Origin of the sequence: Shimia sp. R9_2 (assembly GCF_017743735.1) — a bacterium.
Taxonomy (GTDB): domain Bacteria; phylum Pseudomonadota; class Alphaproteobacteria; order Rhodobacterales; family Rhodobacteraceae; genus Shimia.
The window spans coordinates 306,464-323,695 of sequence record NZ_JAGHRO010000003.1; the positions used below are offsets into that span (position 1 = coordinate 306,464).

Sequence of the window (17,232 nt, forward strand, 5' to 3'; positions counted from 1 at the left end):
CCCTAAACGCTCCGTAGATGAAAAACAGAGCCGTTCGGATACAAAAAAACGCCGCACACTCTGCAGTGTGCGGCGTTCAAAATTTTCGACTTCAGAGGGGCTTAGCCCTGAGCGGCTTTCGCCACTTCTGCTGCGAAGTCTTCTTCTTTCTTCTCGATGCCTTCGCCCACTTCCATGCGGACGTAGCCAACGATTTCCGCACCTGCTTCTTTGGCAGCTGCTTCAACGGTCAGGTCTGGGTTGATCACGAAGTTCTGGCCCAGCAGGGTCACTTCGGACATGAATTTCTTCATGCGGCCCACGATCATCTTCTCGATCACCTGCTCCGGCTTGCCGGATTCACGTGCGATCTCGATCTGAACGTTTTTCTCTTTTTCAACGATGGCTGGGTCGAGGTCTGCTTCGCCCAGGGCCTGCGGGTTGGCCGCTGCGATGTGCATGGCAACCTGCTTGCCGAATGCTTCGTCGCCGCCTTTCAGCGCCACGAGAACGCCGATTTTGCCCATGCCGTCGGTCGCTGGGTTGTGAACATAAGAGGTCACAACGTCACCTTCCACGGACGCCATGCGGCGCACGGACATGTTCTCACCGATGGTGGCAACAGCGTCGGTTACGGTTTCTTCAACGGTCTTACCGCCCAGATCCGCTGCTTTCAGCGCGTCAACGTCAGCAACGTTGATTGCTGCGCCAGCAATTTTGGCAACCATGGACTGGAAGTCAGCGTTTTTGCCAACAAAGTCGGTTTCGGAGTTCACCTCGACGGCAACACCTTTGCCACCTTCAACGGTGACAGCCACCAGACCTTCGGCTGCGGTACGGCCGGATTTCTTGGCCGCTTTTGCCAGGCCTTTGGTGCGCAGCCAGTCGATTGCTGCTTCCTGATCGCCATCGGTTTCGGTCAACGCTTTTTTCGCGTCCATCATGCCTGCGCCGGTCATCTCGCGCAGTTCTTTAACCATTGCTGCTGTGATCGCCATCTGTGGCTCTCCTCGTCAGAATTCGGATTGTGGGGGCGGGTGTACCCTGCCCCCATGTCAGATTTGTAACGTCGCTTACGCGTCTGCTGCGGCTTCTTCGGCCACGGCTTCTTCAACCGGAGCTTCGAATTCGCCCAGATCCACACCTGCGGCGCCCAGCTGTGCGGTCATGCCGTCCAGAGCAGCGCGGGCTGCGAGGTCACAGTACAGGGAGATCGCGCGGGAGGCGTCGTCGTTGCCTGGGATGATGTAGTCAACGCCGTCTGGGGAGCAGTTGGTGTCAACCACAGCCACAACTGGGATGCCCAGTTTGTTGGCTTCGGCGATGGCCAGTGCTTCTTTTTTCACGTCGATGACGAACAGCAGGTCAGGAACGCCGCCCATGTCGCGGATACCGCCGAGAGACGCTTGCAGCTTCTCCTGGTCGCGCTCGATGCCCAGACGCTCTTTCTTGGTCAGGCCTTCTGCGCCGGATGCCAGCTTCTCGTCGATCTCTTTCAGACGGTTGATGGACTGGGAAACGGTTTTCCAGTTGGTCAGCGTGCCGCCGAGCCAGCGGTGGTTCATGAAGTACTGAGCGGATTTCTCTGCTGCATCTGCGATTGGCGCTGCGGCCTGACGCTTGGTGCCAACGAAGAGAACGCGGCCGCCCTTTGCAACAGTGTCACGAACGGCTGTCAGAGCCTGGTCCAGCATAGGAACGGTCTGGGTCAGGTCCATGATGTGGATGCCGTTGCGGGAGCCGTAGATGAACGGGCCCATGCGTGGGTTCCAGCGCTGTGTTTGGTGACCAAAGTGAACGCCAGCTTCCAGCAGCTGACGCATGGAGAACTCGGGAAGAGCCATGCTATTTTCCTTTTCCGGTTTACGCCTTGGCGGGGAGAAGTGAGAGCGGATGCTCCAACCGGCGGACCGACAGGGATGTCTCCCCTGCCCAAGCCCAAACCCCGCCTGCGGGTTTGAATGGCGCGCGTCTACAGCAGGTTTTACTATCATGCAAGGGCCGAGTGGCAGACTTGGCCGCAAAAGGTGCAAAACACCGCTGCTTTGGGTTGACCTTACCTCACAGCACGGCAAAATCCTTAATAGGTTTACGATTGCACAGCAAGCGCCGCTGACTGTAGGCGGCGCCGTGACCTGTGCGACCACTCAGCTAAGGAGCTGTTTTATGATCAAACTCTATCACCTCAACCGATCGCGTTCCCTGCGGATCATGTGGCTTCTGGAAGAAATAGGGGTCGAGTACGAGCTTTGCGCCTATCAGCGGAACAGTGAGACCTTTCTGGCACCCGAAGTGCTGAAAGACATCCACCCGCTGGGCAAAGCGCCGATGCTGGAAATCGACGGGCAGCTGATCACGGAGTCTGCCGCGATTGTCGAGATCCTGTGCCAAAGATTCGCGCCGCAAATGATCCCGGCCGCCACAGATGTCGCGGCCTCCCTTGAACATCTGCAGCTGATGCATTTCGCGGAAGGCTCCGCGATGACGCCTTTGTTGCTGGGGATTTATACCAGCACTTTGGGGGATGCCGCCGCGCCGCTGCAACCGCGCATCCAGTCAGAAACCAAGAACCACTTTCACTATATGGAGGGGCTGATCCGCCCGTCAGGTCATTTTGTGCTGGATGAGCTGTCTGCCGTGGATGTGATGATGCTGTTCCCCGCGCAATCTGCGATCCATCGTCTGGGATTGGCAGAGACCTACCCTAAGCTGGCGGCCTATGTCGCGGCGATTGAGGCGCGGCCCGCGTTTCAGCGCGCAGTGGCGCGTGACAACGGATGACAAAAGGCTTCTGTAGGACGCTTTGAGCTGATCAAGAGCGCCCCATTGGCGACATTTACTGGCCAAGCCCGGCGCGGATCTGATCTTCAGCGGCCCGCGCCAGAGCTTTGCGGTTGGCGAAGTCTGAAACCTTCAGGGGCGGATGATAGACCACCTCTACATTCCCCTGCCGCGCAGCAGCCAAGGTCGATAGAAGATGTGGGCCAAAGTCCATATCGCCCCACCAGCCGTAAAACCGCGGCTCTGCCCCTTTGGGGGCCGTGTAATGCACTGTGACAGGCTGGATCAGCATTTCCTCGCGCAGGCGGGGATCAAAGAACGCCTCAAACAGCGTTGTTTTGAAAGGCAAAACCCGCAAGCTGTCGCTGCTGGTGCCTTCCGGGAAGAACAGGAGCTGATGCCCGGCCAGCAGGCGATCCTCAAACATGGTTTTGTGCGCCCGTGCTTCGCGGCGGTCGCGTCGAATGAACAGCGTGCCCGTGGCGCGGGCCAGCCAGCCGATGCCGGGCCAATTGGCCACCTCAGCTTTGGAGACGAAGTAGACCTGCTGCGGCGCGTTGAGGGCAAAGATGTCAAGCCAGGAGGAGTGATTGGCCACCACAGCACCGCGATCTTTGATTGGCGTGCCGGAAACTGAAAAGCGGATGCCCAAGAGACGGAAGGCGTTTCTGCAGACAAATTGCGTGATGTAGGGCGTCCATGGGCGGCGCAGGCCGAAGAGCGGCCGCTCGATCAGGCGCAGCAAAAGCAGGAGCGCGAGGCAGCCAAAAACAAGGAGCGCCAAAGGAAGCCCACGCAGGATGGCGCGCACTATGCCCATGGCGCCAAGCTTGGGCAGCATTGGATAGCCGTCTTCGCTTTCCCAGGTGCTCACAGTGAACGCTCCTTGGTATATAGCGCGCGGTTTTTCTCGTTCATCCGAGCGGTGTCGAGGATCAGGCAGACGTCCGTGGTGTTAAATGCATGGTCGAGATAGGCCCCCTCCCCGACAAAGCCGCCAAGACGCAGATAGGCCTTGATCAGAGGTGGCACGGACAGCATGGCCGCGCGGCGGTCGATCTCCTCTTCGGGGATGAGGTCCATCGGTTGGAACACATCGGCCTGTGTGCGGGTGCGGATGTCTTCAGGGGCCAGATGCCGGCTGTGCAGCAGGGACAGCGCGGCCGCATGTTCGGTTACATCGGTGCCGTGGAAACTGGCGACTCCAAAGAGCACCTCGATTTCATGCGCGGCGACATAGGCGGCCAGCGCATTCCAGAGATGAAACATCGCCGCCCCGCCGCGGTAGTCTGGATGCAGGCAGGATCGACCCAGTTCCAGAAGGCGGCGGCCTGAGGCCTTCAAGGTGGAGAGATCATATTCATCCTCCGAGTAGAACTGTCCGATCTCTTGGGCTTTCTCATCAGTAAGAAGACGGTAGACACCGACCACCTGATCGATGGGATCGGCCTCTCGCGCGTGATCCATCAGGATCAGATGGTCAAAATGCGCATCAAAGCGGTCCTGCTCAAGTTTGGCCTCGTGATCCACCATCGGCCCGTCGGCGCCGAGCTCTTCCACAAAAACGCGATACCGCAGGCGTTGAGCGGCCTTTAATTCGGCCTCAGAGCTCACAATTTTAACTTCGAAATCAGGCGCCTGCGCAGTCATGGGAATGAGGCTTCCTCTTTGTTTTTAGGGTTCTTAGGCAGGGATGTGCGCAAAATCAACCGGCGTCGTTGGGTCGGCGTGTTGACGTTTTCAGATGCGCATGCACAATTTGTTAACCAAATTAGGTTTCTGATGCGGGCATCAACATGATACGCGTTCCATCGATGACAACTTTGCCCGCGTCTCGGAAATTGACGGTAACTTTGCCGCCGATGTTGGATTGCACCTGCCCCAGCCCCCAGTCAGGTTGGTCCGGATGGGTCACCAACATTCCGGGTTCAAGAAAGGCATTGAGATCGTCCATTGGGCCACTCGTCTCTAAAAGGAATACAGATGTCAGATAATACGGATTTCTCCGCATTGGTAGGGTCACGGATTTGCCACGACCTGATCAGCCCGGTCGGTGCCATTGGCAACGGGCTTGAATTGCTCTCGCTGACAGGCGACGCCAAAGGCCCGGAAATGGAGATGATCGAGGACAGCGTAAAAAACGCCAACGCCCGCATCCGTCTCTTCCGGGTGGCTTTTGGTCAGCCGGGGGATGAGCAGATGGTCGGCGCGCAGGAGATCCAGTCCATCCTTGCGGATCTGGCACCAAGCTCGCGGGTGGAAACCTTCTGGGAAGTCGAAGGCCCTGTGGCACGGCCCGAGCTGCGTCTCGCCTTCCTCACCCTCATGTGTTTTGAGGCTTCCATGCCCTTTGGCGGCACAATCAGCATCGCGAACGAAGGCGCGGGTTGGTACCTGCTGGCGGAAAGCGAAAAACTGCGCGCGGACACGGAACTTTGGGGGGCGGTGTCTCATGGCGACGTGCCTGCGGGGTTGGTGCCTGCAAAAGTTCAGTTTGGGCTTTTGCCTCAAGGCGCAAAGCTGCTTGGGCGTCCGCTCAGCGTGTCCATGACGGATATGAGTTTGGAAGTGCGCTTCTAAACACGAAAAAGGCGCCGGAGATCGGCGCCTTTCTTTTTTCTCAGGTGTCGTCGCTGTGTCAGGCGCGCGTGGTGCCGTCACCTTCGACCAGATATTTGAAGCTGGTCAGCTGAGCCGCACCCACCGGACCACGGGCGTGCATTTTGCCGGTGGCGATGCCGATTTCCGCCCCCATGCCAAATTCGCCGCCATCGGCAAATTGCGTGGAGGCGTTGCGCATCAGGATGGCGCTGTCCAACCGTTCAAAGAAACGCGCGGCAGTGGCGTCATCCTCAGTGAGGATACAGTCGGTGTGGTTGGAACCATACTGGCGGATATGCGCAATGGCACCATCAACATCAGGAACCACTTTGGCGGCGATATCCATGTCGAGATACTCCTTGCCCCAATCCTCGGACGTGGCCACTGTGGTGCCTGCGATCTTGGCTAGCGTCTCATCCGCATGCACGCGCACACCTGCATCAAGCAGCATCTGAATGAGCGCAGTGCCAAGCGTGTCAACAAGGCTTTCGTTGATCAGCAGGCATTCCGCAGCCCCACAGATACCGGTGCGGCGGGTCTTTGCGTTCAGGATCACATCCATCGCCTTTTGCGCGTCGGCTGCTGCATCCACATAGATATGGACGATGCCTTCCAAGTGAGCGAAGACCGGCACGCGGGCTTCACGCTGCACAAGACCCACAAGGCCTTTGCCGCCACGTGGCACAATCACATCCACCGTATCGACCATGGTCAGCAGCTCCTGAACCGCCGCGCGGTCACGGGTGGGCACCAACTGGATCGCCGCCTCGGGTAGACCTGCAGATTTCAGGCCCTCTACGAGACAGGCGTGGATGGCACCGGAGCTGTGAAAGCTCTCTGAGCCGCCACGCAGGATCACGGCGTTGCCGGATTTCAGGCAAAGCGCGCCGGCGTCAGCGGTCACGTTGGGGCGGCTTTCATAGATCACGCCCACAACACCCAAGGGCGTGCGCACACGGCGGATATTGAGGCCGGAAGGCAAGTCCCACTCGGTGAGCACTTCGCCGACAGGATCATCCTGTGCCGCAACCGTGCGCAGGCCAGTGACGATGCCGCCGATGCGGTCTTCATCCAGCATCAGGCGATCCATCATCGCGTCAGACAGGCCTTTGTTGCGACCAAATTCGAGGTCTTTGGCGTTGGCCTCAATAATCTCAGCCCGACGGGACCAGACCGCATCGGCGGCGGCCTCAAGCGCGGCGCGTTTCACCTCCGGTGGGGCAAAGGCCAGCTCCGCGCTTGCCGCTTTGGCTTGCGCGCCAATCTGGGCCATCAGGGCGGGGATGTCTGCGATGTCTTTCATCAGATCTGTCCTTTGTTGAGGGTCTTTGTTTGGATTTTTTTCGCCTTCGGCGAGGATATTTTTAGCAAGAGGAAGGCTAAAGCGCCATGTCGTCGCGGTGGATCAAGGCCGCGCGGCCTGGGTAGCCAAGGATGTCCTCGATTTCGCGGCTGTGGTGGCCTTTGATCTTGGCGGCATCCTTGGAGGTGTAGGCCGCAAGTCCCTGCCCCAGACGGTGACCGGTGCTGTCGGTGATCTCGATCGGGTCGCCCCGGCTGAAATCGCCGTTGACCGCGGTGACCCCGGCAGGCAGCAGGCTTTTGCCCGCCGCCAGCGCGCGCGCGGCGCCTGCATCCACCACCAAGGCACCTTGGGGTTTCATCGAGTTGATCCAGCGCTTGCGGGCGAGCTGTGGTGTGCCTTGGGCTGTGAACCATGTGGCATTGGCACCGTTTTCAAGCGCCTGAACGGGGCGGATGGCGGAGCCTTCGGTGATGGCCATGGCGCAGCCACCTGCGGTGGCGGTTTTGGCTGCCATGAGCTTGGTGATCATGCCGCCTTTAGAGAGGCCAGAGACCCCCTCGCCCGCCATATCTTCGATTTCGGGCGTGATGGTCTCGATCACCTCAAAGCGTTTGGCGCTTGGGTCGGTCATGGGATTGGCGGAATAGAAGCCATCCACGTCCGAGAGCAGGATCAGGTGATCCGCGCCGGTGGTTAGCGCAATCTGAGCGGCAAGCCGGTCATTGTCGCCATAGCGGATTTCATCGGTGGCCACTGTGTCGTTTTCATTCACGATGGGCACCACACCCAATGTGAGCAACTGATCCAGCGTGGCGCGTGAGTTCAGATAACGGCGACGGTTGGCGCTGTCCTCCAGCGTCACAAGCACCTGCGCGGTGGTGATGCCATGCGGCGCAAGCGCCTCTTCATAGGCACGTGCAAGGCGGATCTGGCCCACGGCGGCGGCGGCCTGAGACTGATCAAGCGTCAGGTCGCTGGCAGGCAGGCCAAGTGCGCCGCGCCCCAAAGCAATGGAGCCTGAGGACACCAGCACCACATCGGTGCCGCGTGCCTTCAGCATCGCCACATCTTCGGCCAGAGCCTTGAGCCAATCGGCTTTCAACAGGCCGGTGCTGCGGTCAACAAGCAGGGCTGACCCGATTTTTACAACAACCCGTTTTGCAGTCTTCAGGGTTGCCACGGTGCCTCTTCCTCGTCAGCGGTGTCTTCGATTTTCTGACGCAGGCGGTCATCGTCGATTTCCGCCCGCAGGGCGCGCAGGACTTCGGTGGTGCCTTCGTGGCTCGCGCCAGACATCAGTATCACTGGGCCGCCAACAACGGCCTCAAGCTCTTCTTTGAGGAACTCGCGTTCTTCTGAATCCAGCGAGTCGATCTTGTTGAGCACGGTCACACGGGGTTTGTCCGCGAGGATATCAGCGTAGTTGGTGATTTCCTGCACGATGGTTTTGTAATCCTCCAGCAAGGTGCCAGAGGTCCCATCCACCAGATGCAGAAGCACGGCGCAGCGCTCCACGTGGCCAAGGAAAAGATCGCCAAGTCCCCTGCCCTCACTGGCCCCTTCGATCAGGCCGGGAATATCCGCCACCACAAATTCCACGCCATCAACTCCCACAACCCCAAGGTTCGGGTGTAGCGTCGTGAACGGGTAATCCGCGATCTTGGGCCGCGCATTGGAGGTCGCCGCAAGGAAGGTCGATTTGCCGGCGTTTGGCAGACCCAGCAGGCCCACATCCGCGATCAGCTTCAGGCGCAGCCAGATGGTGCGCTCCACCCCCGGCTGGCCGGGGTTGGCACGGCGCGGCGCCTGGTTTGTCGAGGATTTGAAGTGCAGGTTACCGAAACCACCGTTGCCGCCTTTGGCGAGCAGGACGCGCTGGCCCACTTCGGTCAGGTCGGCAATCAGGGTTTCCTGATCCTCGTCCAGTATCTCGGTGCCCACAGGCACCCGCAGCACAATGTCGTCACCGGATTTACCGGTGCGCTGGTTGCCCATACCGGGCTGGCCTGATTTGGCAAAGAAGTGCTGCTGATAGCGGAAATCAATCAGCGTGTTCAGCCCGTCCACGGCCTCGGCCCAGACATAACCACCGTTACCGCCGTCCCCGCCATCGGGGCCGCCGTATTCGATGTATTTCTCGCGTCGGAAGGACACACAGCCACCCCCGCCGCCACCCGAGCGGATGTAGACTTTGGCAAGGTCGAGGAATTTCATAACATTTGTCCTTTTGCGGCGCGTTCTGCGCTCATACCCTGCCTGACGGCAAGGCTCAATCCAGTTTCAGACTGTAGGTCCAAGTGGGCACATTGGCGTTGCGTGCCAAAGAAAAGCTTTCCGCGTCACCCAGATACTGGAAACCACAGTTGGTCAGCACACGTGCCGAAGCCGGGTTGTCCTGAAAGACGCTGGCAAAGATGGTGCTGCTGTTCAGCGGGTTGGCCGCAATCAAGAGCCGCACGGCTTCAGAGGCCAGACCGGTGTTCCAGAAGGCTTTGCCAATCCAATAGCTGATCTCAACCTGACCTTCGTCAACACGTGTCAGACCGATGAGGCCCATGACCTCGGGCTGCTGATCAGAGCTGCCATCAATGGCCCAGACATCTTCCACGCGGCCTTCAGATTGGGCGCGCGTGATAAAGGCTTCGGTCGCGCCGGGCGGCACCGGATGCGCAATGCTTGTGGTCATGCGCGCCAGCTCGCGGTCTGCGGTGTGCATCTCGATCAGACCCTGATCGGAGCGGCGCAGCGGGCGCAGCACAAAGCGTTCGGTTTCGATCACAGGCTGGTTGACGATAGTATCCAGTTTCATGCCTGTTCTCCTCCTCAAAGAACTACGTAAAGCACAGAGGCCACAGTGAGCGCGGCAAAAGTGCGCATCAAATAACGTTCGGCGGGTTTTCCGGCGACGGTTTGAGCGATCCGGTCCCCTGCATAGGTCCAGATCGGATGAAAAACGGCTTGCGCCGCCAAAAGACAGATGGCGATGGTCGCCGTGGCCTGCAACGCCGGTGTCGAAGGTGTTACAAAATTTGTGAAGCCTGCGACGATCATCGCCCAGGCTTTGGGGTTGAGCGGATGCACCAGCAGACCGGCGGCAAAACCGGGTGCTTTGGTCACCGCATCCTTATCAGCAGAGAGGCGCAGGTGCGCCACTTTCCAAGCCAGCCAGCAAATATAGGCTGCACTTGCCCATTTCAGCCCGGCAAAAAGGCCGGGCACCGTTTCGGCCAGCTCCATCAGACCAAAGCCGATGGGCCAGATGATCAACTGTTTGCCCAAGGCCACACCCGCCACAAAAGGCAAAGCGGCGCGAAAACCAAAGCGCGCACCTGTGGCCAATAGCGCCATATTCGCAGGCCCAGGTGTACCCACCTGGCTTGCGGCAAAGACGCCAAGACTGATCACTGCGACGCTCATCTTTCTGACTGAACCTCATCAAACGAAAAAGGGACCGGCTGTTTCGCCGGTCCCTTAAATGTCTCATTACCCTTAAGGTCGGCTTACTCTGCGGCCTCCGCCACTGGCAGGACCGAAATAAAGGTGCGGCCTTTGAGGCCTTTGTGGAACTTCACGTTGCCGTCAACAGTTGCAAAGATGGTGTGATCTTTGCCCATGCCAACGCCTTCACCTGGCCACATCTTGGTGCCGCGCTGACGCACGATGATGTTGCCTGGGATCACGTTTTCGCCACCGTATTTTTTCACGCCAAGACGACGACCCGCGGAGTCGCGACCGTTACGGGAACTACCACCAGCTTTTTTATGTGCCATATCGTTAGTCTCCTATACTTCGCTTACTTCGCCAGTTCGGCTGCTTGTGCAACCCACTCAGGCTTCACTTTAACAGCGTCAAAGCTGTCTACGTCAACTGCTGCGAGCTGTGCAAAAGAGGTGATGCCTGCATCTGCCAGCTTTTTCGCTGCTGCCGGGCCTACACCGTTGATTGCGGTCAGGTCATCAGCTGCTGCAGCGGCAGGTGCCTCTGCTTTTGCTTCTGCCTTCGCCGCTTTCTTGGCTGGTTTGGCTTCTGCAGGTGCTGCAACGGAGCCTGCGCCCACTGCCGCTTTTACACCAGACTTGTCTGCGCCGGACGCGAGAATGTCGGTGATGCGAACCAGAGTCAGTTTCTGACGGTGGCCCACGGTGCGCTTGGAGCTGTGCTTACGACGACGCTTCACGAATTTGACCAGCTTTTCGCCTTTGATCTGGTCGATCACGTCTGCCTGCACGGCTGCGCCTTCAACGAAAGGTGCGCCAACAACGGTGTTGTCACCGCCAACCATCAGCACGTCGTTGAATTGGATTTTTTCGCCAGCGTCTGCAGCCAGTTTTTCGACACGCAGGACATCGCCTGCCTGTACTTTATACTGTTTGCCGCCGGTCTTCAGGACTGCGAACATGTCCTATTCCTTCGATCTGATCGCGTCCTGTGGCCCCTCCCCCTTGCGGGTTTGGCGTTTGTGGCTTTGTCTTTCGACGATGCCGCCTCGAACAGCGCGCCCCTTGTTGGGGCTGTGTTACAACAAAAACGCGGCGCAAAGTGCACACTCCACGCCGGTGGCGCGCTTATGCGTCGGATTTTGGTCTGGGTCAAGCCTTATATTGCAGGCGCTTTGCACCCTCCGAGGCGGCCTTTCAAAGCTCTTGTGCAGGCTGCAAATCCGCCATCCGAGCGGCCAAAGCCTGAAAGCGGTTTGACATGACCTCGAAATGCACCGCGTTCATCAGCTCATAAACCGTCATCATGGTCGGGTCTTCCAAGGCTTCGGTGTACTCGACGAGCTCTTCAAGCGAGAAGTCCTGATAGGTATAGGCGGCATTGCGCAGGGTCGCCAGTGCGATCTCCTCCTCCATCTCCGCGGCATTTTCGCTCAAGGCCGCGCGCAAACCGTCCTCATCCGTGCGCAGATCGATCACACCCGCGTAAGACGCCGCCAAAATAAACCGCACCTGGATCTCCAGAATGGCATCTGAGCCGACATCTTCAGGGTCAATTGCCACGGTCATGCGGCGAAACAGATCCACGCGCGGGTCATCTGCGGCTTCAAGATCCGCCAGCAAAGCTCCGCCAATCAACTCTTTTTCGTCATCATCCCCCATATGTGCGGCGTTTTCGACCTCGACCAAACGTTGCCCAAGATCGCTGGCATAGAAGGCCGCAGCATGGGCAAGGCTCTCATCATCCAGCGTTGCCTCCAGAATATCGAGCGCCCGGTTGTGCATGAAGGCTGTGTCAAAAACCTCCTTGGTTAGAGAGGTCCATTGCAGCCCGAAATCTTCCTCTTCAAGCCCCAACAGAAGCGGCGCTGAGGAAGCGGACAGCGCAATGGATTCAATGGCCACATCAAAACCGGTCACCTGCAGGAAGGCCTCGACCCGCGCACGATCAGCGGCCTGCGCCGTTGAGGCAAAAGCGCTGAACCACGCAAAAATACCAGCAAGCAGAACAGTTGCCAGACGCGGAAGTAAGACAGAGGACGGGGCCAGACGGGCGGTGAGTGTACTCATGGCTCTAAGCTAGTTCATTTCCAAAGGCGTTTCGAGATTAAGTTGAAACACAACGAGAATTTGAAACGCCCGCGATGTCGATAGGCTCTGAGCGTTTCGACGTCTTGTTATGTCTCAACAATCAATCGAAAGGCTTTGGGCAAAACAATGCAAATCCCACTTGCGCCGAAATCGAAAGGTGATTAAACGACGCCCTCACCAAGACCACGGTCTATGCGGACGGAGAGGTGCCGGAGTGGTCGAACGGGGCGGTCTCGAAAACCGTTGTCCCTTCACGGGGACCCAGGGTTCGAATCCCTGTCTCTCCGCCATTTCTTCCCTTGATCTAATCTTCAAAACCACACTGAACTTCGATGTCACTCGGCTAGTTATACGTGACTTTCGTGCGTGTTGTCTGCAGCACTAACCAGCGTCTGCTTTTTGTGAGTGGCAACGCTCTCGCGCGCCCTGGGTTTCCTCTCAAAAAAGGGTCATGAGATCTTGAAAAGAAACGTTTATTTCTTGAATTTCTCGTGGCTTTGCAAGGCTGGCTCCATGCGTTGAGGGGGCAAATATAGACAATCGGTTAACCATACTGTGCGAGGTTGAAGGCAAAGATGAGCTTTATGCTTTGTCGTATGTTGATGGGACAGATGGTCAGCCATGCAAAAGAAAAAACTCAAAAAGCCAGTTCTTGCGCAACAAATTGATGCAGCTTTCAGACAGTTGTCTGAAAGTGGCATGTATGAGGATGTGATAGATCAAGGTCTTCCCGTTCTACAGCAGATGCCTGACCTGCATTCTGTAAAGCAATTCGTAGCCTTGGCTCTATCTAAGACTGGTCGCCACAGTGAGGCTGTGCCTTTTTTTGTGTCCCTTTTAAAAGTCTTCCCTGAGAACGTCATAACACTGCGAAATCTCGCTATTTCTTTGCGTGAATCTCGTGAATATCAAGCAGCTGCAGATGTTTACCTGACACTTCTCCAATTGGATCCGACGACGGCACAGGAAGTGTATCTGAATCTGGCTGATATTTCCCGCCGTCTTGGCAATCGCTCAGCGGCGTTGGATTTTGCGCAAAAAGGCTATGAGCTTAACCCCGAAAACCTTGATCTTGCCAAAAACTATGTCGGCCTTCTATCGGCGCGCGGAAACATCTCCAAAGCCATTGAGATCGCGGAGAAAACACTTCTACAACATCCGACGCAGGATGATCTCAAAGCATTTGTGATAAGAGAGTTGGCGCATGTGTGTGACTGGGCCCGCCTCAAACCCTACGAAAATGAAATGAGCCAGATCGGGCTGGGTGCTGTGGCTGTTGATCCCTTCAGCTTCGTTTCGCTGGATGGCGATCCTGAGAGCACACGTCAAAGAATGCGCAAGCACACGGCGCGCGCGCTGGCTGCCACCCAGATGACACGCCCGCCTCTGGTATCGCCAGAGGGGCGCAAAATCCGCATTGGTTATTTTTCTTCCGATTTTTATGCCCATGCCACCATGGATTTGTTGCGCGGGGTTCTGCGAAACCACAATCGTGATCTGTTTGAAGTCCACCTGTTTTACTATGCAGATTACGTGGATGATGCGGAGCATCAATTCGCAAAGACCCATTCAGATTTTGTCCACTATGTCAGAGACAAATCCGATCTGCAGATTGCACAGCTTTCGCGTGAGCTGAAGATTGACGTGGCCGTTGATCTGAAAGGCCATACCAACAACAACCGCATTGCGATCTTTGGTTGGGGTGCAGCGCCAATCACCATCAGCTATCTTGGCTACCCCGGCACGCTGGGCAGTGAGGTGTTTGATTACATGGTTGTTGATGCGGTGACTGTGCCACCTGAGCTTGAAAACCACTATGATGAAAAGCTGATTTTCATGCCTGGCTCGTATCAGCCAAATGACGATCAGCGTATGCAGCCTGACTGGACAAAGACACGTGCAGACTATGGTTTGCCCGAGGATGCATTTGTATTCTGTTCGTTCAACAGCGCCTATAAGATCACGGAAGACTGTTTTGAGCGCTGGATGGAGATCATGACGCGCGTTGAGAACAGTGTTTTGTGGCTGCTTGCACGCAATGATCTCGCCTTTGAAAATCTACAAAAGGAAGCACAGGCACGTGGCATTGCACCCGAAAGGCTGATCCGGGCACACCCTGTGTCTCGCATGGAGCACCTCGCCCGGCATCATTTGGCAGATTTGTTCATTGATACATTCACCTGTAACGCCCATACAACGGCCGCAGACGCGCTCTGGATGGGTCTGCCGGTCATCACTATGCCCGGACAGGTGTTTCAGTCACGCGTGGCAGCGAGCTTGCTGAGCGCGCTTGAGATGGATGAGCTGATCGTAGAGACGCAGGAAGAATATGTGGCGCTTGTTTGTAAGCTGGCACAATCAGATGCGGCCCTCAAAGCGGTCAAAGAAAAGATCCTCAAAAACCAGAAAAGCGCAGCGTTGTTTGACACGCAATCCTATACGCGGGCTTTGGAAAGCGCCTTTGTCGAAGCGGTGACGCGCCATCATCTTGGCAAGCCCCATGAGCACCTGCGCGTCGATAACGCTTGAGGCGCCAAAATATTTAGAGCGGCGCGACCTGCACCTATTTGAGCATCCCAATAAAAAATCGCGGTACATTCTACCGCGATTTTTTTGTGCTCTTATGAGATGATTTGTAGAAATAGATCTCGCCATGGGCTGCGAGGGTCAGGCTTCCATACAGACCGGATACTCCATGCCATGTGCTTTGAGCAACGCGTGGCGTTTGGCAATCTTGAGATCCTCAGAAACCATCTCTGCACACATCTCTTTAACCGAGATTTCCGGCACCCAGCCGAGCTTCTCATTGGCCTTGCTGGGGTCACCCAGAAGCGTGTCCACCTCAGCGGGGCGGAAATACCTTGGGTCAATGCGCATGATCACATCGCCAACAGAGAGTGCTGGCGCCTTGTCACCCTTGATAGCGGCCACCACAGCCACCTCATCTACGCCCTGCCCCTTGAACTCCAGCGTAATGCCAAGTTCCTCGGCGGACCAGATAATGAATTCGCGCACGGAATGCTGCACACCTGTCGCGATGACAAAATCCTCAGCAGAGTCCTGTTGCAACATCATCCACTGCATGCGGACGTAGTCTTTTGCATGGCCCCAGTCGCGCAGGCTGTCGATGTTGCCCATATGCAAACAAGGCTCCAACCCTTGCGCAATGTTGGCCAGACCGCGCGTGATCTTGCGCGTCACGAAGGTTTCGCCACGCCGGGGGCTTTCGTGGTTAAACAAAATCCCATTGCAGGCATACATTCCATAGGCTTCACGATAGTTCACGCAAATCCAATAGGCATACATTTTGGCAACCGCATAAGGAGAGCGCGGATGGAAAGGTGTGGTTTCCCGCTGTGGTGTTTCCTGTACCAAGCCAAAGAGCTCTGAGGTCGACGCCTGGTAAAAGCGTGTGGTTTTCTCGATGCCTAGAAAGCGGATGGCCTCCAGCAGGCGCAGCGTGCCCATGGCATCCACGTCTGCGGTGTATTCAGGCGTCTCAAAAGACACCGCAACGTGAGATTGCGCCCCGAGATTGTAGACCTCATCCGGAGCCACTTCGCGGATAATTCTGGTCAGATTAGATGTGTCTGAAAGGTCGCCGTAATGGAGCTTAAAGCGGGCGTTATCGACATGCGGGTCTTGATAAATATGATCAATCCGGTCGGTGTTAAACGAGGAGGCGCGGCGCTTGATGCCATGCACCTCATAGCCTTTTTCAAGTAAAAACTCCGCCAGATAAGAGCCATCCTGACCGGTGATGCCAGTCACAAGAGCGCGTTTCGTCATGGGGTCCTCTTTTCTTTGTCAGATCGAGAAAGATCGTTTGGGGCTTAAGCGCAGCTTTCGAAGGGTTCGGTCAAGGGGCGAGCCACTGCGTTAAAGCAGTCCGCCACACGCGCTATGTCGGTTTCTGAGAGATTGTGATGGTTCGGCAGATAGATGCCAAAGTCATGGATCACATCAGCAGTCGGCAGGCTTTGTGCGCCATAGGTTCGCAGCCAGAAAGGGTGCCGGGCGATATTACCGCAAATCAATGGACGGCACTCGATATCTTGGACTTTGAGGGCCTGAGCCACTTCGATCCGGTTTTCCACCAGCGTGCCATAGGCGAAGGAAGACAGGAAATCGGTCTCGCTGCTTTGGGCATAAAACCCGGGCAGAAGCCTTTTATACGTGTCGAAGTTTTTCGCGCGGGTGACACCAATCTGATCGAGTTTTTCCAACTGTTGCAGGCCAATGTAGGCCTGAAGATCCGTTGAGCGGAGATTGAAGCCCGCATAATAAAAAGTGTAGAGATTGCGGAACTCGTCAATCTGATGGGTATTTTGCAGATCCGCCTGTCGGTGTGCTGACAAATCACGGCTCCACCCGTGTGAGCGCAACGACAGCATCACCTGATGAAGTTCCGGATCATCCGTGACCACCATCCCCCCTTCGATGGTTGAAATGTGATGGCCATAGTAGAAGGAAAAGCTGCCTGCCAAACCGTGGCAACCCAGTTTGCGCCCATCAAAGGTGGACCCAAGCGCTTCACAACTGTCTTCGAGCAAGACCACATCGTAGCGATCACAGATGGCTTTGATTTCTTTCAAGTGATTGGCGTGACCAAGCACATGCACCAAGATCAGCATTGCAGGTGCCTCTTCTCGACAGAGTGTCTCCAGATGCTCAAGATCAAGGCCAAGGTTGACGGCATCGCAGTCACAAAGCCGGACATCAAAGCCCAGTTGCATCAGAGGTGACACGGTGGTCACCCAGCTAACAGCCGGAGCGATGACCTTGTTGTTGCGAAGACGCCCTGCCTCTTTGGCGGCGTAGATCATCAAGAGGTTGGCGGAGGAACCAGAATTGACAAATACGGCATGCTCGCAGCCCATCCAGGCAGCAAACGCTGCCTCAAATTCCGTTGTGACCTCCGCTTTGGTCAAACGATTGCCTGCAAGCATCCATGCTGCTGTGGTTTCAAGATCTTGCTGAGAGATGGTCTCTTCTGCCAGCAGAACCGGTTTGTGAGCTGAGGTCATGATCGAGCCT

18 protein-coding genes and 1 tRNA gene are annotated in these 17,232 nt (G+C 56.7%); 4 read left to right on the forward strand and 15 right to left on the reverse strand.

Translation table 11 applies throughout. The features are described 5' to 3' along the window. Positions 1–101 precede the first annotated feature (101 nt). Both tsf and rpsB read right to left on the reverse strand, forming a co-directional pair. Positions 102–977: a translation elongation factor Ts gene (tsf, locus tag J7400_RS10090; protein ID WP_209062716.1), complete on the reverse strand. Its 876-nt coding sequence runs from the start codon at positions 975–977 to the stop codon at positions 102–104. Between the two features lie 75 nt (positions 978–1,052). Continuing rightward, positions 1,053–1,823, reverse strand: a complete 771-nt coding sequence (gene rpsB, locus J7400_RS10095) for a 30S ribosomal protein S2 (RefSeq protein WP_058240801.1) — start codon at positions 1,821–1,823, stop codon at positions 1,053–1,055. 322 nt (positions 1,824–2,145) lie between these two features. Between rpsB and J7400_RS10100 the strand changes: the two genes are divergently transcribed. Then, positions 2,146–2,760 (forward strand): glutathione S-transferase, encoded by a 615-nt coding sequence (locus J7400_RS10100; protein WP_209062718.1) that lies wholly within the window; start codon positions 2,146–2,148, stop codon positions 2,758–2,760. A 55-nt stretch (positions 2,761–2,815) separates the two neighbouring features. Here J7400_RS10100 and J7400_RS10105 read toward each other — a convergent pair whose 3' ends face one another. From J7400_RS10105 to J7400_RS10115, 3 genes are all read right to left on the reverse strand, one after another. Then, positions 2,816–3,601 carry a lysophospholipid acyltransferase family protein gene (locus tag J7400_RS10105; protein ID WP_209063048.1) on the reverse strand — a complete coding sequence of 262 codons (786 nt, stop codon included), beginning with the start codon at positions 3,599–3,601 and terminating at the stop codon, positions 2,816–2,818. A gap of 29 nt (positions 3,602–3,630) precedes the next feature. Beyond that, the gene (locus tag J7400_RS10110) at positions 3,631–4,410 is read right to left on the reverse strand and encodes a GNAT family N-acyltransferase (protein ID WP_209062719.1); all 780 of its coding nucleotides are present in this window, start codon (positions 4,408–4,410) and stop codon (positions 3,631–3,633) included. 121 nt (positions 4,411–4,531) lie between these two features. Beyond that, positions 4,532–4,714 (reverse strand): DUF3553 domain-containing protein, encoded by a 183-nt coding sequence (locus J7400_RS10115; RefSeq protein WP_209062721.1) that lies wholly within the window; start codon positions 4,712–4,714, stop codon positions 4,532–4,534. Positions 4,715–4,743: 29 nt separating this feature from the next. Between J7400_RS10115 and J7400_RS10120 the strand changes: the two genes are divergently transcribed. Then, a complete protein-coding gene (locus tag J7400_RS10120; RefSeq protein ID WP_209062723.1) occupies positions 4,744–5,340 on the forward strand; it encodes a histidine phosphotransferase family protein in 597 nt (198 codons plus the stop codon). A gap of 58 nt (positions 5,341–5,398) precedes the next feature. Here the strand turns inward: J7400_RS10120 and J7400_RS10125 are convergent, their stop codons facing one another. From J7400_RS10125 to J7400_RS10160, 8 genes are all read right to left on the reverse strand, one after another. Continuing rightward, the gene (locus tag J7400_RS10125; RefSeq protein WP_209062725.1) at positions 5,399–6,664 is read right to left on the reverse strand and encodes a glutamate-5-semialdehyde dehydrogenase; all 1,266 of its coding nucleotides are present in this window, start codon (positions 6,662–6,664) and stop codon (positions 5,399–5,401) included. Between the two features lie 76 nt (positions 6,665–6,740). Further along, a complete protein-coding gene (gene proB / locus J7400_RS10130; RefSeq protein ID WP_209062727.1) occupies positions 6,741–7,847 on the reverse strand; it encodes a glutamate 5-kinase in 1,107 nt (368 codons plus the stop codon). Then, the gene (obgE, locus tag J7400_RS10135; RefSeq protein WP_209062729.1) at positions 7,835–8,881 is read right to left on the reverse strand and encodes a GTPase ObgE; all 1,047 of its coding nucleotides are present in this window, start codon (positions 8,879–8,881) and stop codon (positions 7,835–7,837) included. Before obgE ends, proB begins: the two co-directional genes overlap by 13 nt. Before the next feature lie 55 nt (positions 8,882–8,936). After that, positions 8,937–9,476 (reverse strand): GNAT family N-acetyltransferase, encoded by a 540-nt coding sequence (locus J7400_RS10140; protein WP_209062731.1) that lies wholly within the window; start codon positions 9,474–9,476, stop codon positions 8,937–8,939. Positions 9,477–9,490: 14 nt separating this feature from the next. Further along, positions 9,491–10,084, reverse strand: a complete 594-nt coding sequence (locus J7400_RS10145) for a LysE family translocator (RefSeq protein WP_209062733.1) — start codon at positions 10,082–10,084, stop codon at positions 9,491–9,493. Positions 10,085–10,167: 83 nt separating this feature from the next. After that, a complete protein-coding gene (rpmA, locus tag J7400_RS10150; protein ID WP_209062735.1) occupies positions 10,168–10,437 on the reverse strand; it encodes a 50S ribosomal protein L27 in 270 nt (89 codons plus the stop codon). Between the two features lie 23 nt (positions 10,438–10,460). Continuing rightward, entirely contained in the window at positions 10,461–11,066 is a 606-nt protein-coding gene (locus tag J7400_RS10155) for a 50S ribosomal protein L21 (RefSeq protein WP_209062738.1), read from the reverse strand. A 235-nt stretch (positions 11,067–11,301) separates the two neighbouring features. After that, positions 11,302–12,174: a DUF2059 domain-containing protein gene (locus tag J7400_RS10160; RefSeq protein ID WP_209062740.1), complete on the reverse strand. Its 873-nt coding sequence runs from the start codon at positions 12,172–12,174 to the stop codon at positions 11,302–11,304. 221 nt (positions 12,175–12,395) lie between these two features. Here J7400_RS10160 and J7400_RS10165 point away from each other — a divergent pair. Both J7400_RS10165 and J7400_RS10170 read left to right on the forward strand, forming a co-directional pair. Next, positions 12,396–12,485, forward strand: a tRNA-Ser gene (locus J7400_RS10165). Between the two features lie 454 nt (positions 12,486–12,939). Beyond that, the gene (locus tag J7400_RS10170) at positions 12,940–14,724 is read left to right on the forward strand and encodes a tetratricopeptide repeat protein (protein ID WP_348540172.1); all 1,785 of its coding nucleotides are present in this window, start codon (positions 12,940–12,942) and stop codon (positions 14,722–14,724) included. 138 nt (positions 14,725–14,862) lie between these two features. Here J7400_RS10170 and gmd read toward each other — a convergent pair whose 3' ends face one another. Next, positions 14,863–15,984, reverse strand: a complete 1,122-nt coding sequence (gene gmd / locus J7400_RS10175) for a GDP-mannose 4,6-dehydratase (RefSeq protein ID WP_209062744.1) — start codon at positions 15,982–15,984, stop codon at positions 14,863–14,865. A 44-nt stretch (positions 15,985–16,028) separates the two neighbouring features. Beyond that, complete coding sequence (locus tag J7400_RS10180) at positions 16,029–17,222, reverse strand: DegT/DnrJ/EryC1/StrS family aminotransferase (RefSeq protein WP_209062746.1); 1,194 nt, start codon at positions 17,220–17,222, stop codon at positions 16,029–16,031. Positions 17,223–17,232: the final 10 nt, after the last annotated feature.